We start from the raw sequence: 22,583 nt of genomic DNA, 5'->3' as shown, positions 1-22,583 counted from the left end.
AACGTAACTACAAGCCCCTTATACAATTGTGTAGTGCTATAAAATATTCACTACATAATCGTTGACGTACCCGTTTTCCTTTTGCATTATGCAGCTGTCTCCCCGATCGGGAGCGCTGCAAAAGTGTACTGAACAGGCTCGGCAAGCCGTCGAGATGTTCCCGGATGTAGGCTGCCCACAAGGCAGATTGATGGAGCTGAACTGGCATTTGTCGTCGATATGGGCGAGAAGCTGGCGAAACGTCCTCATGATGCTTGTAATGGATCGATTGCCGATCCTGGGTCAGGTCTTTGGGTTTCGTGACTTCTTCTCTCTACGCTGATGCCGCTGTGTAGCGGCTCTTCATCAAGGCTACCTGCATGTCCTTGAGGGGCTGGAGCGGTATTCGACCAACACTTACGTGTGTTGCATTGATGACGCTCTGGCGCATGAACTTGATGTATCAATTATTGAACAGTCTACGAGCGAAGGAGCATCAACATGAATATCAACAAGCAACCGACTATTGATGAACTGGCTCGTCTGTTTGCAGCATGCAAAGACACGCTGGACAACCACATTGTATGGATTGCCGATTCAGGTGAAGTCCATGTCGACGCCATGTCGCCATTCACCCAGGAAGACGAATTCCGTGACGCTCATCCACAGATGCGCACTGCGCTGAAGATGTTTCGTCGCGGTCAGGGTTATGTCGGCAAAAAAGCGGCGGCCGACTGCACGTATGTGGAAAATACGTTGCAGACGCTGAAAGGCGAATGGCAGAAGAGCCGTCGGCAGGCGCACTCTCAGGTCGCCTGAATTCAAGGTGCGATGAGTATTGAGCCCTGAAGCCTGTTCCCGAACCTGATCGGGAACAGGCTTTTTTATTTTCAGCGCCCGAAAGGGTAATTGCCTTATTGGTTGTACAAAGTGTTTTTGCTGGTATAGATTCCGGCCATGAGTCAGTTATCTGGCTTCTCTCATTCCCGGCCTGCCGATGCTTTCATGGCAGCGCCTGCACCTGACATACACAGAGGTTGCCGATGCGTGCGCCACGATGGCTATGGTTGGTGATGTTGCTCAGCGCTGGCGCTTCGGCGGATTGGCGAGAGGCATTGCCCAATGCCCAGGTTGTCGGTGGCGGTGATCTCAGCTTGTTCGGCTTTCGTGTCTACACGGCCAGGTTGCTTAGCCCCGCCAAGCCCTTTGTAGCGGATGCGCCGCTGGCCCTTGAGCTGACTTACCATCGCGATATTGACCGCGAAGATCTGGTCGATGCCAGTATCGATGAGATCAAGCGTATTTCCGGGTCGAAGGTGAACGAACAGCAACTGGTGCAATGGCGTCAGCAAATGAACCAGTCATTTGTCGATGTTAAGCCGGGCATGAAGATTACCGGGGTTTACCTGCCCGGCCGCGAAGCGCGTTTCTATGTCGGCGACAAACTCCAGCATGTTGTGCCTGACGAGCAGTTCGCCAAGGCTTTCTTTTCTATCTGGCTTGACCCGAAAACCCGTAACCCCGAACTTCGCGAGCAGTTGCTCGGCAGTACCGGCTCATGACCCATCAAGGAGGGCGCATGCTGAGAAAGTGGATGTTGATGTTGTTTGCGGGGCTTGTACTGAGCGGCTGCGGCGGTGTGCCGGTAACCCGTTACAGTCAGGAAGAGCCCAAGCTCGATCTGCGCCAGTACTTCACCGGGCGTGTCGAGGCCTGGGGAATGTTTCAAAAGCGCTCCGGTGAAGTCACCAAGCGCTTTACCGTGGTGATCGACGGGCACAGCGAAGGCGAAGTGCTGGTTATGCACGAGGCCTTCAGCTACAGCGATGGCACCAAACAGGTCCGGGAGTGGCGCTTGCGTCCCGATGGTCCGGGGCGCTGGAAGGGCACGGCAGGTGACGTGGTTGGCGAGGCCTATGGCGAAGTGTCAGGCAACAGCTTCCACTGGAACTATGTGCTCAGGTTGCCGGTGGATGGCACCGAGTATGACGTGAGCCTGGATGACTGGATGTACCTGATCGACAAGCAGACCATGGCCAATCGTTCTTCCATGACCAAACTGGGCGTGGAAGTCGGGCAGATCACTTTGTTTTTTCGCAAGTCGGGTAAATAAACCGCGCCTCATGAGCTGAGGCGTTATCCACCAGGGCGGCTGTCAGCCGCCCGTCATGTTCATGAAGCGCACCACCTGCACGCCATCGTCGTGGGTGAAGTTGTGGCTCCACGGCTTGAGCTGCATGGCGTCGATGATGGCTTTTTCGAGTTTTTCCGGCTGACCGGGATTGGCGCGCAATACCGCCTTCAAATCCACGGAATGCTCGTTGCCGAGGCACAGCAGCAAGCGACCTTCGACCGTCAGACGCACGCGATTGCAGGTGCCGCAGAAGTTATGGCTGTGCGGTGAGATGAAGCCAATGCGAATGCCCGGCGCTTCGGCCAGACGCCAGTAGCGCGACGGCCCCTGGGTCGAGTCGGTGGAAGGCACCAGCGTGTAACGTTCGGCAATGCGCTCGCGAACCTGATCGCTGGAGTAGAAGGACTCGGCACGGCTGTGCTCGCTGATGATGCCCAGCGGCATTTCTTCGATGAACGAGACATCCAGATTGCGATCGATGGCGAACGCCAGCAGGTCGTTTATCTCGTGATCGTTGCGACCATGCATTACCACGCAGTTGAGCTTGGTATGCACAAAACCTGCGGCATTGGCGGCGTCGATACCGGCAATGACCTTGTGCAGATCACCCGTGCGGGTCAGCTCGCGAAAACGTTGCGGGTCGAGGCTGTCCAGGCTGATGTTCAAACGGGTGACGCCCGCCTTGAACAGCGGGGCGGCCAGTTTGTCCAGTTGTGAACCGTTTGTGGTCATGCACAGTTCGCGCAGGCCGGGCAGGGCGGCGATCTTTTCGCACAAACCCACGACGCCCGAGCGTACCAGTGGCTCACCGCCGGTAAGACGAATTTTACGCGTACCCAGCGCCACGAAGCGCTCGGCTACCTGAAGGATTTCCTCCAGCGACAGAATCTGTTGCCGAGGCAAAAACGTCATCTCTTCGGCCATGCAGTACACGCAGCGGAAATCGCACCGGTCGGTAACCGACATGCGCAAATAATCGACTTTACGTGCAAAGCGGTCCATCAGGACGGGTTCTGACATTTCACCTTCTAAATGATCGAGAGAGCTGTATTCCAGGTTTGGAGGCCAGCGTGCTACAGGGGTTCAGCTCTTTTTGCAGGGTGCAGTATCCGGGCCTCGGCGCAGGCTGGCAAAGTGCCCAAGCCTGCTCACATATTAGCTGCACGCCTCAAGCTTTGCACTGGCGGCCATGCACCTGCTACGTGGCCGCCACGCTACCGAGTCGAAATGCCGCAGTCCAATTGCTTCTTCCAATGCCCTCATCGATCCCCTCTATGGCCCTTTGCCGTAATGAGCCTGTCAATCAGGATTGGCAGCGGCACTGCGCTCGTAGCGTTCCAGTAAAGGCTGGATACTGATGCCGTGTACCAGAATGCTCAGCGCTACGACCGAAAGGGTCATACCAATCACGACATGGCCGACATCGTGTGCCAGACCGTGTGACAAGGCGAAGCACAGGTAATAAAGGCTGCCGATGCCGCGGATGCCGAACCAGCCGACCAGCGCTTTTTGCCTGCCGTTGAGCAGGCGACGGCTGACCAGCAGCCAGACGCTCGCAGGACGAATCACGCAAAACAATGCCAGCCCCAGACCAATCGCGCGCCAATCCCAGTACATCGCCAGCGCCGCGCCCAGCAGGGTGATCAGCAACACTTCCATTGCGCGTTCCACCAGGCTGCCGAACGCGAGCATATCGCCCATCATTACCCCGGCAGCCAGTTGCGAGTCGCTCATGTCTTCGCCCTGCGCTACTGTGCCCTGTTCAAGGGATGCAGTCATATGCCCCAGTACCGGTTGCGCGACATGCTCCGATGGCAGCTCTGAGCGCGTGACACGTACTTCAGCCTGACGCAGCCCGAATCCGGCGGTAAAGACCGAAAGAAAACCGAAGGCTCCCACACCTTGCGCGACCACGTAGGCCAGGGCGATCAATGCCAGCGCCAGAAAGTCATTGGGTGATGTGGTGCTGTCGGCGTTCTTGATGCGCAGAAAGATCATCAGATGGCCAACGCCGCGGCCCATGCCGTAACCAATCAACAAACCGGCCGGCACCGCCCAGATCAAATCCTTGATCAGCCATCCCTGGACCCAGTCGCTCATTGCGCCCCCGGAACTCAGGTACAGCAAGGCAAAGATCACGAATGGAAACGCGGTTCCGTCGTTGAGGCCCGCTTCGCCGGACAGACCAAACCGCAGGCGATCCTGATCCTGGGCGTTATTCACCTGGACCATCCCGGCCAGTACGGGGTCGGTCGGCGACAGCATGGCACCGAGCAGCAACGACACGCCCCAATCCAGGCCGATGATGTAGTGCCCTGCGACCGTCACGCCAGCAATGGTCGCCAGCATCACCGGTCCGGCCAGCCAGTAGGCAGAGTGCCAGGCCTTGCCGCGCAGGGGCAGGCGCAACTTGATGCCCGTCCCGAACAGGGAAAACAGCACCGCCACCTCGGTCAGGCGCTCCAGCCATTCGTAGGATTTTTCGAAATCCAGATTGACGATATCCAGGCCCATCGGCCCGATGCCAAAGCCAAATCCCAGGCACACCGCTGACGTGGTGACTGGCATCCAGCGCAGGTACGAGGACGTGAGCGCCAATAGCATCAAGAGCACGCCAAGCACGCCCATGCAGACAATAAAACTCATAAAGAAAGAACCACCGTTAAATGCGCCCGAAGAAGAGGGCGTAACGGTGGGACTCTCTTGTGCGGTAATAAGTTGAAATAATTTGCCGGGCGGTGATCAGTCGGTGCTTGCCTGTAAATGGCACGGCCTTTCGACCTTGCCGCTTGCGGCTAGCGCTCGATACTGCGGCTCCAGCGTGCGTTCCACTCGGGGCGGATCTGGTTGACTTGATCCCAGTCGATGGTCACCGCTGTTTCCAGGTACTTCTCCATGGCCTCGACCTGCGCGCGCGTCTTCTCGGAGGTCGGGGTTTTCGGGTTTGACGGTATCTGATCGCCGAACTCCAGCGCAGGTGCCTGTGCTTCCGGTGTCAGCAGGTAGGCCGCCAGCTTCTGGGCCAGCTTTGGCTGGTTGTTATTGGCGATTGCACATTCAGCCACGTTCAACACCACGCCGCCTTCCTTGGGCGAGGCGTATTCCACAGGCACGCCCTTGATCTTCAAGGCGGTCACTTGCGTCGGCGTCAGCGGGAACAGCGCGGCTTCGTCGGTCTGTACCATTTCCGAGATCTTCGCCGAACTGGCGATGTATTCCAGCACGTTCGGTCCAATGGTCTTCGGCCAGGCCTTGAAGCCTGGCTCGACGTCTTTCTCGCTGCCGCCCTGGATACGGTTGAACATCAGAAAGCCATGCAGGCCGAAGGTCGAGGAGGCCAGTGACTGGAACACCACTTTGTCCTTGAAGCGTTTGTCGGCCAGGTCCATCCATGAGGTGGGCGCGCCCCAGCCCTTTTCCTTGAACATCCGCGTGTTGTAGGCCAGGCCGGTCACACCCAGGCTGACAGCCGCTGCCTGTTCCTTGATTTTCGCCTTGGCAGGCAGGTCAGCGAGGCTGGCGCTGGGCTGCAGGGTGTCGCACAGGCCCATGGAAATGGCACGGTACATGATGCCGTCATCGAGAAAGATGACGTGCATCTGCGGGTTGTCTTTACTCGCCTGCACCTTGGCAAGGATATCGGCCGAGGTGCCGGGCACGATCACCACCTTGACGTTGTTGGCCTTCTCGAAAGCAGGCAGCACCTGATCGGCGTACAGGCGCTCCATGGTTCCGCCGTTCATGCCCAGGTACAGCGTGGTTTCGGCCTGGGCAGGCAACGACACGAGTGCGGCCGCCAAGGGCAGGCATGACAGGCCGGTGAGGGCGAGACGTTTGGTGCTTTTCATAGGGACGACCTTCCTCTGTGCAATGGGATGACTTTAGTAGCGGGTTCTATCGCAGTGGGTTGGCTAGCTGCCTGGCGGAAGCGGCCGATGGAAAAGGCCTCGAGCGAGATCGTTGAGGCACCGCCGCAGACCCATTCGGCCAGCGCTTCGCCCGCGGCCGGGCCGATCTGAAAGCCTGCCCCGGCAAAGCCGAAGCCGTGCAGCAGGCCTGGTCTTGTCAGGCTCGGGCCCAGCACCGGTTCGCGATCAGGCAGGTAGCCTTCAGTGCCGCTCCAGGTGCGAATGGCCTGGGCACCGGCCAGTGGCGGGTAGAGTTCGACGGCGTTGCGCAGGATGTCGAGCACTGCCGCCTGTCCTGGTCTGGCGTGTGCCGGGCCGAGGGCAAAGCCTTGTCCGCCGCCCAGCACGCAATTGCCGCGTGCTACCTGCCGGGCATAGATGCCGCCGCCTTCGACACCGGTGCTGACGTCCATGAACATCGGCAGTGGTTCTGTCACCAGCATCGCCGGATGCCCTGAATACATCGGCACCGGTTCGTTGAATTGTGCCGCCAGCGCTCCGGCCCAGGCGCCCGCGCAATTAAGCAGCCAGGGGGCTCGCAGTGTCAGGCCGCTGTCGGTCGTGACGATGAAGGCGTTGCCGTCGTGACTGACTTCGCTGACCGGCGCCTGCTCGAATACCTGAGCGCCCGCCCGGCGAGCTGCGCTGGCAAAGGCGGGCGATACCAGACGCGGATTGGCGTGCCCGTCGTCGGCGCACAGCGATGCGCCGACGGCGACATCGCCCGCCCAAGGGTAACGGGCGCGCAGTTGCTCTCGATCCAGCAGTTGCAAATCCAGCCCGAACCCCTGGCTGGCTTCGGCGTAGCTGCGCAGCGCATCCATGTCCAGCTCGCTGCGCGCCAGTTTGAGGTGGCCGGAGCGTTGGTATTCGCCGTCGATACCGATCAGCTCACGCAGGCCGCTCCAGATCTGATGCGCCCGTTGCGACAAGGGCAGTTGCGACAAGGGCCGGCCTTGACGGCGCACACCGCCATAATTGACGCCGCTGGAGTGTGAGCCGCAAAAGTCGCGCTCCAGCAGAGCCACACGCTTGCCCTTCAGTGCGAGCGCCAAGGCTGCCGACGAGCCGACAATGCCGCCGCCGATGACAATCGCATCGCTTTCAATCAGCGTGCTCATGGTTGTGTCTCCGCTGATTGTTTGTCCACGGGCAGCATCCCCAGGCCGAACGGCAGTGGCTTGATCGGAGCCTGGCCGCGTAGACGGCCGACCTGCTCAACTGGCCGGCCGCTCTCGCGGGCGATGATCTCGGCGGCTGCCAGGCCGCACATCCGGCCCTGACAGCGGCCCATACCGACCCGGCACATGGCCTTGACCCGGTTGATCTCCCAATGGCCGTCCTGCACGGTGGTACGAATATCGCCCGCAGAGACTTCTTCACAGCGGCACACCAGCGTGTCATCCGCTACATTGGCAGCCCAGTCTTCGGGGAACGGGAAAGCGGTTTCCAGCCCGTGGCGGAAGCGTTCGATGCGTTGCAGTGCGGTTTGCAGGTCACTGATACGCACGGCGTCGACGGTGACACCGCTGTCTTGCAGCAGCCCGAGCGCGGCCAGTTCTCCGGCCATTTCCGCCGCGTCTGCGCCCATGATTCCAGCACCGTCGCCTGCCAGATACACGTCTGGCACGCTGCTGCGCCCACAGTCATCGCGAATGGGCAGCCACGTTCGGTTAAGCGGGCTCCAACCGAATTCACAGCCGAGCAGGTCGGCCAGTTGTGTCTCGCTGCGCAGCGCATGGGCAAAGGCTACTGCGTCGCAGGCCAAGTGGCCTGACTGGCCGTCGCGTTGCCAGTGAATGCCGTCTACGCGTTTGTCACCGTTGATGCGTGTGAGGTGTGCGCCCTGGTGCACGGGAATGCCATGCGCACTCAGCCACCCGCGGTAATACAGGCCCTTGGCAAGGGTTGCCGGTTGGCCGAGCAGCGCAGGCAGCGCCTTGCATTGGGCTGAAAACGGCGCGCTGTCGAGCACCGCCAGCACGTTCGCGCCAGCCTTGGCATATTGATAGGCGACCAGATACAGCAAGGGGCCGCTGCCGCAAAACACCACGCGTTCGCCAATCGCACAACCTTGATATTTAAGTGCGATCTGCGCTGCACCCAGGCTATACACGCCGGGCATTGTCCAGCCGGGCACTGGCAGAATGCGGTCGGTGGCACCTGTTGCGACAATCAGTCGGGTGAAATCCAGGGTTGCGACTGTTCCGTTGTGCAGGGTATCGAGTTGATTGCCTTCGACGTTCCACACCAGCGTCTGCGGTCGGTAGTCGATCTGTGTTGTCAGTGCATCGAGTGTCTGATGCAGCGCAACGGCCTTGCCGCTTTCAAAGCCGTAAAGCGCCTTGGCCGGACGCTGGAAATTCTCTGGCTGGCGACGATAGATCTGCCCGCCGCCGCGCAGACCTTCGTCGATCAGGCAGGCTTTGACACCGTGCGCCAGCAGCGTTTGGGCAGCGCGAATCCCGGCTGGGCCGGCGCCGATAATGGCAACACGGTCATTGCTCATGGCCGCCGCCCCGGTTCGCGAATAATCGCCTGGCCAGCTTCCAGCAGCGTCGAGCAGGCACGCACCCGCTGGCCGTTGCCCAGTCTTACCCAGCAGTCCTGGCAGGCGCCCATCATGCAGAACCCGGCGCGCGGTTCGGCACTGAAGTCACTGCCGCGCAGGTGCTCGCTTGCGGTCAATACCGCAGTCAGCACGGTGTCGCCCAACAGACCATTGGCCGGTTGCCCATCGAGGGTGAAGGGCAGAACGGGGCGATCATGTTCAGCCAGTCGTTTCAGCAATGCCATGACGTGAAAGCTCCGGATCAGTGTTTGCCGACCAGCACCCGGTCCAGCCCATAGACCCGGTCGAGCAGGATCATGGTGGCGGCGGTGAGGGCGATGACCAGTGCCGATACGGCGGCCATCATCGGGTCGATGGATTCGGTGGCGTAAACGTACATGCGCACCGGCAGGGTCTGGGTAGCAGGCGAGGTGACGAAGATCGACAGCGTGACTTCATCGAAGCTGTTGATGAACGCCAGCAACCAGCCGCCTGCCACGCCGGGCAGGATCATCGGCAGGGTGATCTGCCGAAACAGGGTGAAACGGTTGGCCCCCAATGACTCGGCGGCGTGTTCGGCGCTGCGGTCGATACCGATCGCCGCCGCCAGCACCAGACGCAGTACGTAAGGCGTGATGACCAGCACGTGGGCGAAGATCAGCCAGGTGAAGCTGCCGTTTACGCCCATCAGCGCAAACAGGCGCAGCATCGCCACCCCCAGCACCAGGTGCGGAATGATGATCGGCGAAAGAAACAGCGCATTGAAAAAGTTGCGGCCCGGAAATGTATGCCGGGTGATCGCCAGCGCAGCAGGCACCGCGATCAACGTCGCCAGCGTTGCGGATACAAACGCCAGAATCAGACTGTTGTAGAACGAGTCGATAAAGTCGGCGCGTTCGAACACCGCCCTGAACCAGCGCAGCGAGAAGTCGGTAGTGGGCAGGCTCAGGGTGTTTTCCGGGGTAAACGCCACCAGGCACACCACCACCAGCGGGGCCATCATGAAGATCACTACCAGCGCATGAAACGACAGGGCCAAAGGACCGTTCTTGGACATGGATCATTCCCCCAGAGTTTTTTTGTAGCGGCCTTCGATCATGCGGTTCCAGGACAGCATGACCAGCAGGTTGACCAGCAGCAGCGCCACCGCCAGGGTCGCGCCCATCGGCCAGTTGAGTTCCGAGAGGTACTGGTCGTAGATCACCGTGGCGACCATCTTCAAACGTCGACCACCGAGCAGGCCGGGAATGGCAAACGAACTGGCGGCCAGGCCAAAAACAATCAGCGAGCCGGACAGCACGCCGGGCATGATCTGCGGCAGGACGATCAGGCGCATGACTTTCGCCTGACTGGCACCCAGCGACAGCGCGGCCTGTTCTGCGGTGGGGTCGAGCTTTTGCAACGATGTCCAGACCGGAATGATCATGAACGGCAACATGACGTGGACCAGCGCGATGATCACGGCGAACGGGGTGTACAGCAGTTTCACCGGTCGACCGCCCATGAACTGGATGGCCTGATTGATCAGGCCGTCTGCCCCCAGCAGCAGGCTCCAGCCGAAGGCCCGGACCACTACCGAGATCAGCAGCGGCGTGAGGATCAGAATCAGGAAGATCGAGCGCCACGGTGTGCCCATGCGGCTCAGAATGTAGGCCTCCGGCACGCCGATCAGCACGCAGAGCAACGTCACCAGCGCGCTGATCCAGAAGGTGCGCAGGAAGATTTCATAGAAATACGAGTCGGTGACAACGGCCATATAGTTGGCCAGCGTATAGCTGTCGCTTTTCACCCCGACCTGATAGTCGAACACGTTGAACGACAGCAGCAGTGTCAGGCCCAGCGGCAGCACCAGCAAGCCGATATACAACGCCAGTGCCGGGGCTGACAGCCAATAACCGCGGCTACACTGACGCATTTCGCTCATCAGGCTCATGCGCGCACCTCGTCGGCGTCCAGCACGCGCAGCAATTCGGCTGGCCAATCCATGCCGACCGCAGCACCTTGTTCCAGCGGTGCCTGGCCGTCGTTGCGACGCACTACGGTTATTTCGCCGATGCCGGTTTGAATGCGATACAGCCACTGGCTGCCGAGAAAGTAACGCGTGACGATACGTCCCGACAGCCGTCCGCAGCCGGGTTCGACCAGATCAATTTTTTCTGGACGCAGGCTGAGGGTCAGCGTGCCATCGCCGGGTAGCAGGCGGATCTGCGGGTTGCCGCTGCTGTCCGGGTCACCCTGCAGCATATTGGCTTTGCCGACAAACCCCGAGATAAAGCGCGTGCGCGGGTGTTCGTAGAGTGTGTAGGGCTCGTCGATCTGCGTGATATGCCCGGCCTGCATGACCACTACCCGATCACTGATCGACAGGGCTTCGGCCTGATCGTGGGTAACCATCAGCGTGGTGATGCCCACTTCATTCTGAATACGGCGAATTTCGAACTGCATCTCTTCGCGCAGGTTGGCGTCCAGGTTGGACAGCGGTTCATCCAGAAGCAGCACCGGCGGCTCGATCACCAAGGCTCTGGCCAGCGCGACCCGCTGCCGTTGCCCACCAGACAGCTCGCGCGGGTAGCGCTCGGCATGCTGAGCGAGACGAACCAGCTCCAGCACCCGGGTGACACGCTGTTGCAGCTCGGCAGCAGGCACCTTGCGCATGCGCAGGCCAAACGCAACGTTGTTGGCCACGGTCATGTGCGGAAACAATGCATAGCTCTGAAATACAACGCCCAGACCCCGGCTGCTGGGCTTGGCATGGGTAATGTCGCGGCCGTCGAGCACTATGCGCCCGTCACTGACTTCAACGAAGCCGGCGATCATTTGCAGAGTGGTGGTCTTGCCACAGCCGGAAGGGCCGAGCAGTGAAACGAATTCGCCCTTGTCGACGGCCAGGTTGGTGGCAACGACCGCGTCTATGGAGCCGTAACGTTTGGAGAGACCTTCGAGCTGCAGAAATGCCATGCCTGCTTCCACCTTTGTGCATGCGCGCCGAGGCACGCGTTTGTCATGGGCAGATGCGAAATGAAGTCATGCAGTTCTGTGGACGTTGGTGCTCGCTCTGAGTCGGCTACCGATGATTGTTCAAATCGCCCCTGTGGACTGAGAGTAGGGCGAAGGCTAGGATGGGCTCAATAAGGAATTTCACTGAATAACATCTTTCTTTGAATTAATTCTTTTAGTGGAAAAATAGCGAGATATATTCATGAATAATTCCACTGATCGGAATACTGCTTCTGCAGAAGTGGGCGTCGGCGCTGTGTCGCGTCTGTTCGCCGTATTGCGTTGCCTGGGCGATTGCGACGAAGGCGGCGAGCGGGTCACGCAACTCGCCCAACGTGTCGGGCTCTCGCAACCCACCACGCACCGCTTGCTGCGCAGCCTGATGGATGAGGGCATGGTCGAGCAGGACCTGCTCAGCAAGCGCTATCGGTTGAGCATCGAATTCTTTGCGCTGGCCGCCAAGGCGGGCAACACCGGCAATCTGCGCGACGTGGTACGCCCAAGTCTGTTACGCCTGTCTGCATCGCTTGGCGACTCTCTGTTTCTGCTGGCACGCAGTGGCTTTGACGCGATCTGTCTGGACCGCAGTGAGGGCCCGTACCCGATTCGCACGTTCACCGGCGACATTGGTGGCCGTGTTGCGTTGGGCGTGGGGCAGGGCAGCCTGGCGATTCTCGCTTTTCTGCCCGAGGACGAGCGGGAAACGGTGATTGCCTACAACCTGCCGCGGCTCAAGGATTTTCACCTGTACGACGAGGTGTTTCTGCGTTCAGAGGTCGAAAACGTGCGCCGCCTCGGCTACGCCGGGCGCAACACCGGCGCGCTACCGGGCATGGCCGGGCTGGCCGTGCCGATCCTGGACCGCAGCGGCCGGGCAGTGGCAGCGCTCAGCGTGGCAACTATCTCCGACCGCTTGGGTCCTGATCGCCTGATGACCGTGGTAGAACTGCTCAAGCGTGAAGCCACGGCCATCAGTGCCAGAATCAATCCCTTCGATCCTTCGCTGCGACGGCCCAGTCAGGTATTTGGGCAGGCGGAGTAAAGGAGAGGTCCGTCTCAGATTGAAAACTTCGACACCATACGGTTGAGATCCACAGCCAGGCGAGACAGCTCCTGGCTGGCAGTGGAGGTCTGGCTGGAAGCCGAAGAGCTCTGCGCCGACAGATCGCGAATGCTCACCAGGTTCTCGTCGACCGACCGCGCAACATGCGCTTGCTGTTCAGAAGCTGTCGCAATCATCAGGTTGCGTTCATTGATATGACTGATCGAGGCGGTGATGTCCTTGATCGCAATCCCGGCCTGCTGGGCGATCAGCAAGGTGGCGTCGGTTTCCGCATTGCTCTGCTTCATCGACTGGACGGCTTCATTGGAGTTCTTCTGAATACCCTGGATCATCTGTTCTATTTCCTGGGTAGACGTCTGCGTGCGATGTGCCAACGCCCTGACCTCATCGGCAACCACCGCAAACCCGCGGCCCTGTTCGCCAGCCCGCGCCGCTTCGATGGCGGCGTTGAGCGCTAGCAGGTTGGTCTGTTCGGCGATGGCGCGAATCACGTCCACAACCTTGGCGATGCTTTGAGCCTGATTGGCGAGGCCCTCTACTTCTGTGCCTGTTCTGTCCACGGTGTGACTGAGCTTTTCCAGCGCAGTGATGGTCTGGCCGACGCAATCCTGGCCAGTCTGCGCGGATTTTTCACAGGCCTGGGTAGAGGAAGAGGCCGCAACAGCGTTGCGTGCGACCTCTTCGATGGCGGCTGTCATCTGGTTGACCGCCGTGGCCGCCTGCTCGGTTTCCTGGGTCTGACGCTGCATGCCCTGTGTGGAATCCTGTGTGATCGAGCTCATTTCTTCGGCGGCCGAGGCGAGCAGGCCTGAGGCATCGGAAATATGCTGAATGGTGCCCTTGAGGTTAGAGAGCATCGCTGCGCTGGCTTTTTGCAGTTCGGTCAGCTCGTCTGCCCCGTTGATTTCGACAGTCGTGCGCAGATCACCTTCGGCGATCCGTCGTGTGGAGTCGAGTAGCGCCTTGACCGGCTTTGCAATGCTGCGCGTAAATAAGGTGGCAACAATCAACGTAATGATGATGGCGAGAATAATCAGCGTCATGGTCACGGTCAGTCCGCTCTGATAATTCCTGTTAGCCACCAACCCCGATTGTTCGGCTCCTTTGATATTGACTTCGATCAGTTTTTCTATCGATGCTTGTAACGCCTTGGCTTGCGGGCTCGTCACATCGCGAATGAATGCGAATAATTCGCTATCGGACTTGTTCTTGCTAAGTTCAACCAGTTCATCGATTTTGGCGATGTAAGCCGACGCATCAGTCTTCACTTTTCGATAGGCTTCCTCTTCTTCCGGGCTTGATACCAGCGGGCCGTAAGTGTCAGCTTCTTGCAGTAACGAATTTTTCAATCCGGTCAGCTTGTTCATGGACTCGGAAGACCGTCTGTCGTCATCCATCACGAAGCGTCGAGCATCGAGGCGATACAGCAGGCCTGCGGTATTAATGCGGCCTGCCTGCCTCACGCTGGGCAGCCAGTCATTCTGTAACCGCTCGGCGGACTGGTGGAGCCCTTCCATTTTGAACAGTGCGTTGATGCCCAGGCCAGCGAGCAGCAAGCAAATAAAGCCAAAGCTGACAAACGCCCTGAGGTTCAATCCGATATTTCTTATTGGCATTATGGATCCCCTTTGTGTCACCACTTCATGGCGGGGGCCATCTTACAAATGATGGTGACTTGATATCACTCTAGTGCTGTGGACTGGAAAAAACTACTGTCTGACACAAAAAGTTTATCCGTCATTCAGGAAGTGTTAAACAAACAAAAAGTTTGCCAATAGTCAGACTTTTATAGTGAGGGTTGTTCTTGAATGTGAAAAGTTTGTAAACGCATTTCCCGTAACGTTACTTGTTCCATTGACGGTAGCCAGCGATACTCGCGCGTCGCTGGCTAAATTCTTTAGGGTTTACGCCCACCCTGTCCGACTCAAGCCTTCAGCCTTGAACACCAAAGCCTTCAGGCCGCCATCGACCCGCGCATCCGGGAATTCCGGCGGGTTCTCCAGGCGTTGTTCGAAGCGCAGGCACGGTGCCTCGATTGCCGTGTGCTGGATCAGAAAGTCCGGCCCCAGCGCCGGATCGTTCATGCATGCCAGCACCGAACCGTCTTCATCCAGCAACTCTGGCAGACGGCGCAGGACTCGCTGGTAGTCCTTGTCGAGCATGAAGCTGCCTTTCTGGAAAGACGGCGGGTCAATGATGATCAGGTCGTAAGGGCCGGAGCGGGTGACTTTGGCCCATGACTTGAACAGGTCATGCCCGAGAAAGGTCACCCGGCCCAGGTCCTGATCATTGAGCCGGTGATTCTCACGACCGCGATTCAATGCCGCGCGGGCCATGTCCAGGTTCACTACATGGTCTGCACCACCGGCAAGGGCGGCGACCGAGAAGCCGCAGGTGTAGGCGAACAGGTTCAGGATGCGCTTGCCCTTTGCCTGGGCCTGCACCCATTCGCGGCCATAGCGCATGTCCAGAAACAGACCGCTGTTCTGCTTCTTGCCGAAATCGACTTTATAACGCAGGCCATTTTCGGTGATCACCCATTCATCGACCACCTCGCCGGTCAGCCATTGCGTAGTGCTTTGCGGCAGATAGCGGTGTTGCAACAACAGGGTATGGGCCTGACTTTGTTGCCACTGCGGCGTTTCGATCAACTCGTTCAACAGCTGCGTCAGAGCTGCCAGTTCGGGCTCAAGAGGCTCTTTGAACAGCGAGACCAGCACCACGCCCTGCATCCAGTCGACGGTAATGTGCTCCAGCCCCGGCCATACGCGACCACGGCCATGAAACAGGCGGCGGGTTTCAGTCGGAACGTTGTTCAGGGCGGCGAGTAGATGCTGTTGCAGGATGGCGAGTGCTTCAGGGGTCATGACGAAGGTCGGTTATGAAAGGCGGCGTATGGTAAACGTATTTCAGCAGATGGGAATCGCAGGGTTCAGCGTGGCATGTATTGGCGTTGCCAGCGATGCGGGATTTTCAATGAAACCAGCCCCAGCAATGCCGACAGGCTGCCGCTGACCAACAGGGCATTGAGCCCCAGGCGTTGTTCAAGCATTGCGCCGATGACCGCCCCGATGAACATGCCAACCCACGGCACCAGTTGCACGCGCCAGCCCTCCCGGCGCTCGCCCAGTATCCAGCGGCCAAGGCCACGCCCGAAACGCGACAGCGCGCCGGTTACGTAGGTCAGGCCGACCGGCAGCCCGTTGACCTGTTCCACGGCGGCGTTAAGCATGCCCATCGCCAGAATGGCCCAGATCAGTGCGAGCATATTGCTTTCCAGCGGCCATGCGGCTGCGGCACACAGCAGCGTGGCGATCCCCAGCAGCAGGGGCAGGGCGCGCCGACCGCCAAGCCGCGCAACGACGACACCCAGCGCATTGCCGGCAATAAAGGCGAAGATGGCCAGCGCCAGGCGAAGGGTCACGCTCAGGTCGCCGGCACTGATCGCGACGGCAAGCCGGGTGGTGTTGCCACTCATGAACGAAACGAAGTCGCCGGTCGCCATGAAACCGATGGCATCGGTCATGCCGGCCAGTACCGACAGGCTTGCGACCAGACACATTCCAACCCGGCCCCGCCATTTCTGCATGTGCAGGTGCCTGGGGCTGGCGCTGATTCTGGCGGGCTGTGGCAGCATCGAAGGCCCTCTGGACCGATGGAAGTGCGTCTGATCGTTGGTTCAGCAGTTCATAGTGGCTTGGCGCGTACGATTCGCTTGGCCCTGACCTCATCGGCATAGGCCTTGAGCTGATCGGCATCGCTGTAAAGGCGGTTGACCATCTGCAGCACTGCCGTAACGTCGACATCTTTCATTTGTGAGGCGAGTTTGAGAATTTCTTCCGCCGTGTTTTCCAGATTGGTTGCTGTCCCTTTCAAGTGCCGCTTCAGCTCCTGAGTCGACTTATTGAGCGCCATACGTGTTCCTGTGCCAAGACCTTGAATTCCATACCCGGAGCATGGCTTTTTCCGCGATAACAAGCAATCAGGCTTATGCCTGTCAGCCAGGGTTATCGGCCGATTCAAGGCGATCTGCAAGGCGGCTCGCTCAATCGTCGCGGGTCAGCACTTCCAGCAGCTCTATTTCAAACGTCAGGTCGGCACCCGGCTTGATGTGCGCGCCCATCGTTCTGTCGCCATAGGCCAGATGGGCAGGCACGAACAGTTTGCGTTTACCGCCCACCTTCATGCCCATAAGGCCCTGATCCCAGCCCTTGATAACGCGTCCGGTGCCGATCACGCACTGAAACGGCTTGCCACGCTGGTGAGAGGAATCAAAGACAGTGCCGTCTTCGAGGGTTCCGGTGTAATGCGTGGTGATCAGCGCACCTTTGACCGCTTCCTTGCCTTCGCCGGGATGCAGGTCGGTAATCTGTAATTCTTTGCTCATTACAAGGCTTCCGTTTAAAGCGCGCTCAATGAATGGCGCGAGCGGGCATTTTCGCAGCGCTTTCTCGCAGAAAAGCATGCCTGTGACAAGCGGGCGAAACGAAAACGGGGAAGCTTTCGCTTCCCCGTCGTATTCCGATTGTGTCGTTCGTCAGAGATTCTGCGAACTGACCACCATCGCCTGGGCGATATTCTCTTTCTGCTCCTGGGTGAAACCGTCCCAGATATTGGTCTTGGCGTAGTAACCCAGGCCAGCCAGGCAGTAAAGGCTGAGGGTCAGAACGATGACGATTGAAACAAAGGTCCAGCGGCCTTCGTCATCGTTTTCCCGAGTGAAGCTGCGGGAATAGTTGTCCTCGGCGCTGCGGAAGAACAGCGCGGACGACAGGCGCTTGAGCCATTGGAACAAATGAACGACGACGATACGCAGCATGGGAATCACCTCAAAGGTTAAAAGAAACGGGTCGTCCGCGATACCGTTCACCGGCATCGGGGTACAAAAGCTGAAAACGAAAAAAGCCCGTCTATGACGGGCTTTCTTTTTATGATTCTGGTCAGGGGGCAGGGGATCGTGCATTCACACAAGTCGCGTTGGACACTGCGCAGGCCTGACGTTATTGCAACATTTTAAAACAAATGATTTGGGTGATCTACCCGGACACTGCCGTTGTCAGACAACTGGTCGTACCTAGAGGTGCGGCAAAACGTCGCTCCGGGTTGAGCGAGGCTTAGGAATACGCCGTGCTTTTGGTCAAGTCTTGTAATACTTATACAAAATACGAAACAGTTGTGTGTATTGTACGATCAACGCCCGTATTGATTTTCAGGACCGTATGAATACCCTCCAGGAGCCTCCGAGTTGCCTTCCCTTCACCGCTGATGGCTGGCCAGTGATATCCCATTCACCAGGCAGGCCGTTTGATTCGAACGCCGGTTTACCCTCTCTCTCGTATTGTAATGGCCCCGACATGCCTGTGCATGGTCGCAAGGTACCTTTGCGCATGGCAATTCATTGCAGTGCGTGGCCAGCTGTGGCCAACGATGAGTTTTCCCGCCATTTTTCTCGTGAGGCTGCATAACTACCATGGAATGGATCGCTGACCCCACGGCATGGCTTGGCCTGCTGACCCTCATCGTGCTGGAACTGGTGCTGGGTATCGATAACCTGGTGTTTATTGCCATTCTGGCGGACAAACTGCCCCCTGAACAACGCGACAAGGCGCGCGTCATCGGCCTGTCGCTGGCACTGATCATGCGCCTGGGCCTGCTGGCGAGCATCTCCTGGATGGTGACGCTGACGGAGCCGTTGTTCGAGATCTTCGACAAGACGTTCTCCGGTCGTGACCTGATCATGCTGTTTGGTGGTGTGTTCCTGTTGTTCAAGGCCACCATGGAACTGCACGAACGGCTGGAAGGCCATGTTGCCCAGCGCGCCGGTAACGCAGGCTATGCGTTGTTCTGGCCCATCGTTGCGCAGATTGTGGTACTCGACGCGGTGTTCTCGCTGGACGCCGTAATCACGGCCGTCGGCATGGTTGAGCACCTGTCGGTGATGATGATTGCTGTGATCTTCTCCATCGGCCTGATGATGATTGCCAGCAAGCCGCTGACCAAGTTCGTCAACAGCCGCCCGACAGTGATCATGCTGTGTCTGGGCTTCCTGATGATGATTGGTTTCAGCCTGACCGCCGAGGGCCTGGGTTTCCATATTCCCAAGGGCTATCTGTATGCGGCCATCGGTTTCTCGATCCTCATCGAGGTGTTCAACCAGATCGCTCGCAAGCGCAGCAAGAAGTCTGCTCATGGCCACCTGCCGCGTCGCGAGCGGGCTGCCCATGCGGTGATGCGCCTACTGGGCGGTCGCAAGCTGGAGTCTGGCGATGTCGATGAGGAAATCACCGACATGCTGGAAGGCGAAAGCAGCGAGCCGGTGTTTGACCGTCGTGAGCGGGTGATGATCAGCGGCGTACTGCAACTGGCAGAGCGTCCGATTCGCACGGTGATGACGCCGAGGGCCGAAATCGACTACATCGACCTGAAAGACGATGCCGAGAAAATCCGCCTGAAACTGATGCACTCGTCCTACTCGCGTCTGCCGTTGATTGGCGAGCGAGGCATCGATGAGCCGTTGGGCTTCGTGCACAAGAAAGAGCTGTTCAAGGAATTGTTGTCCGGCAACGAGCCCGACCTGAAGCTGATGTCGCGCAAGGCAATCAACCTGCTGGAAAGCTTCAGCATCCTCAATGCCCTGGAACAGATGCGCAAGGAGTCGACGCACATCGCCTTTGTGGTCAACGAATTCGGTGATTTCATCGGCGTTCTGAGCATGACCGACATTCTGGAGTCCATCGCTGGCCAACTGCCGGACGCCAGCGAAGTGGAAGGTCCGGACATCGTCAAGCAGGGCGAGGACTTCGTGGTATCGGGTGCCTTGAACCTGAGCCTGATTCGCGAGCGCACCGGCTTCCAGGCCAAGGCCACCGAGGATTATCAGACGCTCGCCGGACTGGTCATGAGCCTGCTGGATCGCCTGCCGTCCACCGGCGATAGCCTGGACTGGCAGGGCTGGAACCTTCAGGTTGTCGGCGTGGAAGAGCGCCGGGTAACTCGGGTGTTGTTGCAGAAACAGCCTGAGGTCGGGGCTGGCAAATAAGCACGGAGCTGTAATAAAAAACGGGGCCTGCTCATGGTGAGCAGGCCCCGTTTTCATGTGTGCGTCGCGCTTACTTTCGACGCGGACGCGACACCACAGATTCGATATTCTTGCGGCCGATCAGCTTGGGCTGCGCAGGTTCTTTGGCCATCGGCGCATCAGCCAGCCACTTGAACATCACCAGACAATCCACCAGCCCCAATCGGGCGTGACGATAAGCCTTGGGCAAACGCCCGACTGTCTCGAAACCCAGCTTGGCCCACAGCGCGACAGCTACTTCATTGCTGGCCACCACCGAATTGAACTGCATCGCCAAAAAACCGCTGTCGCGCGCCAGTTGCTGCGAGTGCTCGCACATCAACCGCGCTACACCACGACCCCGCGCCGCATCCGTCACCATATAGCCGCAATTGCAGACATGACTCCCCGGACCCGCTGCATTGGCCTTCAAGTAGTAACTGCCCAACAGCTGGCCGTCTTCCTCGGCAATCAGCGTGTGCAGCGGCAGCTCCATCCACAGACTGCGGGCCTGCTCCTGAGTGACGTCAGGTTCGTAGGCGTAGGTTTCCTGAGCGATGACGACAGCCTGAAAGGTGGGCCAGAAGCGCTCAAAGTCTTCCGGGGTCATGGGGCGGATCTGGATCATGGTGGGGCCTTGGTGGGTATGGCTTGAATTCCGGCGTGTACGTTAGCTTGGGTGTGCTACCACTTCCAGGCTTTTTCGGTGAACTCGGCGGTGGAGGGGAGCACTGTGTGGAGAAAATTCAGGTATTTGTTGAATAGTACCTCGTGCTGGAAACGGGCCTCAAAGCCTAGCGTGACGTCAGTGCGGTGCGTGATGATCATGAGGCGTTTACGGTCGACGGTTACAAAGTTGTACTCATCCCAGGGCAGGCTTTGTTCATGATGAATGGGGTTTTCCCAGTTTAGTAGCTTGAGGGCTGCGATACAGGCCATGGCTGCCGGGCCGATCAGGAAGAGCAGTGAGCCGGTGAGGGCGGCTATGAAGACAAATATCAGGATGACGGCTATGGCAATGCCCTTGAAGAAGAACGAGGCGAAGTCGGGGTAATGGAGGTAGTACTCCAGGTGGACGCAGTTGGTTTTTATGGTGTAGTTGTAGATGGTTTTTTGGCGAACACCCAGAGCTATAATGTAAATTGCAGCGCCCGTTAGTGTAACTATTTGGTATAACGAATGCATTGGTTCTTTTGAGTAATAGCACCAGCCTGCCCATAAAATAAAAATCAGCATTGTGGCGCATAAGAAAATTACCCCAAGCTCAGCCAGCAAGGTTTCTTTTGGCGATCTTGCGATGGTTTTTATTGACCAGCTCAAGCTCTCTTTGTCCATGAAATACGGCGTATTATCTTGAGCTTTCTGAAGCTTGCTTGTTGTATTTTCATTTTTCTTTATGTGGGTTTCTGGTTCTTCATACTTGCTCATGTCGTATTATTCCGCAACTAAAATAGTTAAGGTGTCGATCCGGCTTGTCAATTTTACTTCCAGCTCGATGGTATTAAGTGCGTCGGCGGCCGTCCGGCCCTTGCTGTTCAGTTCAAGCTGAAATAAGTAGCCGGCCTTCTGCTGATCCGGCTCCTTAAGGTGATCATCGATCAGCACTGGCGCCGCATCCCTTATCAAGCTCCATGGCGCTTCAACAAATACCGCCATCAACAGATTGAAGCTATACCCCAGTTCATACCTAACCTTGCCAATGTCCTTGGCACTGAAGTCTCCATCCTGCGTAAGGTCCCGGTAAGTGAGCGCGGTATTGATGAAATTGAGCATGACCACGCCCCAGGTGATTGACCCGGCAATCCCTCCCAGTCCATCGATCCAGCGCTTGGCGATGGCTTTGCCGGACTTGAAGCGCAGATGAATCTCGTCCTGCAACCGCTGGTTTATGCAAGCGAGTAGCCATATAGGATGAATATCAGTGATCTCATTGTGCGGCCTTAATGGAGTGCTTATTGAGGTCGGCAACGGGACTACCATTTCCAGGCTTTTTCCGTGAACTCGGTTGTTGGGGGGAGCACGGTGTGGAGAAAGCTCAGGTATTTGTTGAACAGTACTTCGTGCTGGAAACGGGCCTCAAAGCCTAGCGTGACGTCAGTGCGGTGCGTGATGATCATGAGGCGTTTACGGTCGACGGTTACAAAGTTGTACTCATTCCAAGGCAGGCTTTGTTCATGGTGAATGGGGTTTTCCCAGTTTAGTAGCTTGAGGGCTGCGATACAGGCCATGGCTGCCGGGCCGATCAGGAAGAGCAGTGANAGGCTGCAATACAGGCCATGGCTGCCGGGCCGATCAGGAAGAGCAGTGANTCCAAGGCAGGCTTTGTTCATGGTGAATGGGGTTTTCCCAGTTTAGTAGCTTGAAGGCTGCAATACAGGCCATGGCTGCCGGGCCGATCAGGAAGAGCAGTGAGCCGGTGAGGGCGGCTATGAAGACGAATATCAGGATGACGGCTATGGCAATGCCCTTGAAGAAGAACGAGGCGAAGTCGGGGTAATGGAGGTAGTACTCCAGGTGGGCGCAGTTGGTTTTTATGGTGTAGTTGTAGATGGTTTTTTGGCGTATGAGCAGGCCTATGAAATACGCAAGATGGCCTCCAAGTGCGAGTATTACGCACACTAGGGAGGACGGAATGAGCAGGCCTATGAAATACGCAAGATGGCCTCCAAGTGCGAGTATTACGCACACTAGGGAGGACGGGCTGTCTGAAAACATTACCCAGCCTACCCAAATAAAAAGTGAGCTTGCCATTAAATAGAAGGCCGTAAATCCAAGCTGCGTGATCATGATCTCTTTAGGTGACCTTGCGAGGGTTTTAATTTTCCAGGTTAGGAGACTGTCAGAAATTTTGTGTTCGGGCATAACATGTAGCTAGAGGTGCATGTATGCCGACC

22 protein-coding genes and 3 pseudogenes are annotated in these 22,583 nt (G+C 58.1%); 5 read left to right on the top strand and 20 right to left on the bottom strand.

Annotated features, from left to right (window positions below; genetic code table 11):
• Positions 1-480 precede the first annotated feature (480 nt).
• The 3 genes from AO068_RS11720 to AO068_RS11710 all read left to right on the top strand — a co-directional run bounded on the left by AO068_RS11720 (position 481) and on the right by AO068_RS11710 (position 2,092).
• Positions 481-798 (top strand): hypothetical protein, encoded by a 318-nt coding sequence (locus AO068_RS11720; protein WP_058408432.1) that lies wholly within the window; start codon positions 481-483, stop codon positions 796-798.
• A gap of 224 nt (positions 799-1,022) precedes the next feature.
• Positions 1,023-1,541 (top strand): chalcone isomerase family protein, encoded by a 519-nt coding sequence (locus AO068_RS11715; protein ID WP_058408431.1) that lies wholly within the window; start codon positions 1,023-1,025, stop codon positions 1,539-1,541.
• A 17-nt stretch (positions 1,542-1,558) separates the two neighbouring features.
• Entirely contained in the window at positions 1,559-2,092 is a 534-nt protein-coding gene (locus AO068_RS11710) for a DUF3833 domain-containing protein (protein ID WP_005783065.1), read from the top strand.
• A gap of 42 nt (positions 2,093-2,134) precedes the next feature.
• Here AO068_RS11710 and moaA read toward each other — a convergent pair whose 3' ends face one another.
• The 9 genes from moaA to AO068_RS11665 all read right to left on the bottom strand — a co-directional run bounded on the left by moaA (position 2,135) and on the right by AO068_RS11665 (position 11,530).
• Entirely contained in the window at positions 2,135-3,133 is a 999-nt protein-coding gene (gene moaA / locus AO068_RS11705; protein ID WP_058401150.1) for a GTP 3',8-cyclase MoaA, read from the bottom strand.
• Between the two features lie 279 nt (positions 3,134-3,412).
• Positions 3,413-4,759, bottom strand: coding sequence for a cation:proton antiporter (locus AO068_RS11700; protein ID WP_058408430.1), 1,347 nt, complete (start codon positions 4,757-4,759; stop codon positions 3,413-3,415).
• Between the two features lie 149 nt (positions 4,760-4,908).
• The gene (locus AO068_RS11695; RefSeq protein ID WP_058401152.1) at positions 4,909-5,961 is read right to left on the bottom strand and encodes an ABC transporter substrate-binding protein; all 1,053 of its coding nucleotides are present in this window, start codon (positions 5,959-5,961) and stop codon (positions 4,909-4,911) included.
• On the bottom strand, positions 5,958-7,142 hold the full coding sequence (locus AO068_RS11690; RefSeq protein ID WP_058401153.1) for an NAD(P)/FAD-dependent oxidoreductase: 1,185 nt from the start codon (positions 7,140-7,142) through the stop codon (positions 5,958-5,960). Before AO068_RS11690 ends, AO068_RS11695 begins: the two co-directional genes overlap by 4 nt.
• Positions 7,139-8,530 (bottom strand): FAD/NAD(P)-dependent oxidoreductase, encoded by a 1,392-nt coding sequence (locus tag AO068_RS11685; RefSeq protein WP_058408429.1) that lies wholly within the window; start codon positions 8,528-8,530, stop codon positions 7,139-7,141. Before AO068_RS11685 ends, AO068_RS11690 begins: the two co-directional genes overlap by 4 nt.
• A complete protein-coding gene (locus AO068_RS11680) occupies positions 8,527-8,817 on the bottom strand; it encodes a (2Fe-2S)-binding protein (RefSeq protein WP_002553787.1) in 291 nt (96 codons plus the stop codon). The genes AO068_RS11685 and AO068_RS11680 overlap by 4 nt, the downstream gene beginning before the upstream one ends.
• Before the next feature lie 17 nt (positions 8,818-8,834).
• A complete protein-coding gene (locus AO068_RS11675; RefSeq protein ID WP_058408428.1) occupies positions 8,835-9,629 on the bottom strand; it encodes an ABC transporter permease in 795 nt (264 codons plus the stop codon).
• A 3-nt stretch (positions 9,630-9,632) separates the two neighbouring features.
• Entirely contained in the window at positions 9,633-10,505 is an 873-nt protein-coding gene (locus AO068_RS11670) for an ABC transporter permease (protein ID WP_058408427.1), read from the bottom strand.
• Positions 10,502-11,530 carry an ABC transporter ATP-binding protein gene (locus AO068_RS11665; protein WP_058408426.1) on the bottom strand — a complete coding sequence of 343 codons (1,029 nt, stop codon included), beginning with the start codon at positions 11,528-11,530 and terminating at the stop codon, positions 10,502-10,504. Before AO068_RS11665 ends, AO068_RS11670 begins: the two co-directional genes overlap by 4 nt.
• Before the next feature lie 241 nt (positions 11,531-11,771).
• On the opposite strand from AO068_RS11665, the gene AO068_RS11660 reads away from it, so the two are divergent.
• Positions 11,772-12,611, top strand: coding sequence for an IclR family transcriptional regulator (locus AO068_RS11660; protein ID WP_058408425.1), 840 nt, complete (start codon positions 11,772-11,774; stop codon positions 12,609-12,611).
• 14 nt (positions 12,612-12,625) lie between these two features.
• Here AO068_RS11660 and AO068_RS11655 read toward each other — a convergent pair whose 3' ends face one another.
• The 6 genes from AO068_RS11655 to AO068_RS11630 form a co-directional block, all read right to left on the bottom strand.
• Positions 12,626-14,149, bottom strand: coding sequence for a methyl-accepting chemotaxis protein (locus AO068_RS11655; RefSeq protein ID WP_235592556.1), 1,524 nt, complete (start codon positions 14,147-14,149; stop codon positions 12,626-12,628).
• Between the two features lie 387 nt (positions 14,150-14,536).
• A complete protein-coding gene (locus AO068_RS11650; protein WP_005783041.1) occupies positions 14,537-15,499 on the bottom strand; it encodes a class I SAM-dependent methyltransferase in 963 nt (320 codons plus the stop codon).
• A gap of 65 nt (positions 15,500-15,564) precedes the next feature.
• Positions 15,565-16,269 carry a YoaK family protein gene (locus tag AO068_RS11645; protein WP_058408423.1) on the bottom strand — a complete coding sequence of 235 codons (705 nt, stop codon included), beginning with the start codon at positions 16,267-16,269 and terminating at the stop codon, positions 15,565-15,567.
• Positions 16,270-16,319: 50 nt separating this feature from the next.
• Positions 16,320-16,547, bottom strand: coding sequence for a hypothetical protein (locus tag AO068_RS11640; RefSeq protein ID WP_002553778.1), 228 nt, complete (start codon positions 16,545-16,547; stop codon positions 16,320-16,322).
• A gap of 130 nt (positions 16,548-16,677) precedes the next feature.
• On the bottom strand, positions 16,678-17,019 hold the full coding sequence (locus tag AO068_RS11635; protein ID WP_002553777.1) for an FKBP-type peptidyl-prolyl cis-trans isomerase: 342 nt from the start codon (positions 17,017-17,019) through the stop codon (positions 16,678-16,680).
• Positions 17,020-17,169: 150 nt separating this feature from the next.
• Positions 17,170-17,451 (bottom strand): hypothetical protein, encoded by a 282-nt coding sequence (locus tag AO068_RS11630; protein WP_002553776.1) that lies wholly within the window; start codon positions 17,449-17,451, stop codon positions 17,170-17,172.
• 651 nt (positions 17,452-18,102) lie between these two features.
• On the opposite strand from AO068_RS11630, the gene AO068_RS11625 reads away from it, so the two are divergent.
• A complete protein-coding gene (locus AO068_RS11625; RefSeq protein ID WP_057403377.1) occupies positions 18,103-19,671 on the top strand; it encodes a TerC family protein in 1,569 nt (522 codons plus the stop codon).
• Positions 19,672-19,741: 70 nt separating this feature from the next.
• Here AO068_RS11625 and AO068_RS11620 read toward each other — a convergent pair whose 3' ends face one another.
• From AO068_RS11620 to AO068_RS11600, 5 genes and pseudogenes are all read right to left on the bottom strand, one after another.
• The gene (locus AO068_RS11620; RefSeq protein WP_058408422.1) at positions 19,742-20,317 is read right to left on the bottom strand and encodes a GNAT family N-acetyltransferase; all 576 of its coding nucleotides are present in this window, start codon (positions 20,315-20,317) and stop codon (positions 19,742-19,744) included.
• A gap of 56 nt (positions 20,318-20,373) precedes the next feature.
• On the bottom strand, positions 20,374-21,117 hold the full coding sequence (locus tag AO068_RS11615) for a hypothetical protein (protein ID WP_058408421.1): 744 nt from the start codon (positions 21,115-21,117) through the stop codon (positions 20,374-20,376).
• Positions 21,118-21,282: 165 nt separating this feature from the next.
• Positions 21,283-21,570: pseudogene (locus tag AO068_RS29240) on the bottom strand (hypothetical protein); the annotation flags it as partial.
• Between the two features lie 92 nt (positions 21,571-21,662).
• Positions 21,663-21,947: pseudogene (locus AO068_RS11605) on the bottom strand (permease); the annotation flags it as partial.
• A gap of 52 nt (positions 21,948-21,999) precedes the next feature.
• Positions 22,000-22,551 (bottom strand): annotated as a pseudogene (locus tag AO068_RS11600) (hypothetical protein); the annotation flags it as partial.
• Positions 22,552-22,583 lie beyond the last annotated feature (32 nt).

This window comes from Pseudomonas sp. ICMP 3272 (assembly GCF_001466905.1).
GTDB classification, from domain to species: domain Bacteria; phylum Pseudomonadota; class Gammaproteobacteria; order Pseudomonadales; family Pseudomonadaceae; genus Aquipseudomonas; species Aquipseudomonas amygdali.
Note: the sequence above shows the minus strand (reverse complement) of the source record. Positions and strands in the feature narration are given on the sequence as shown.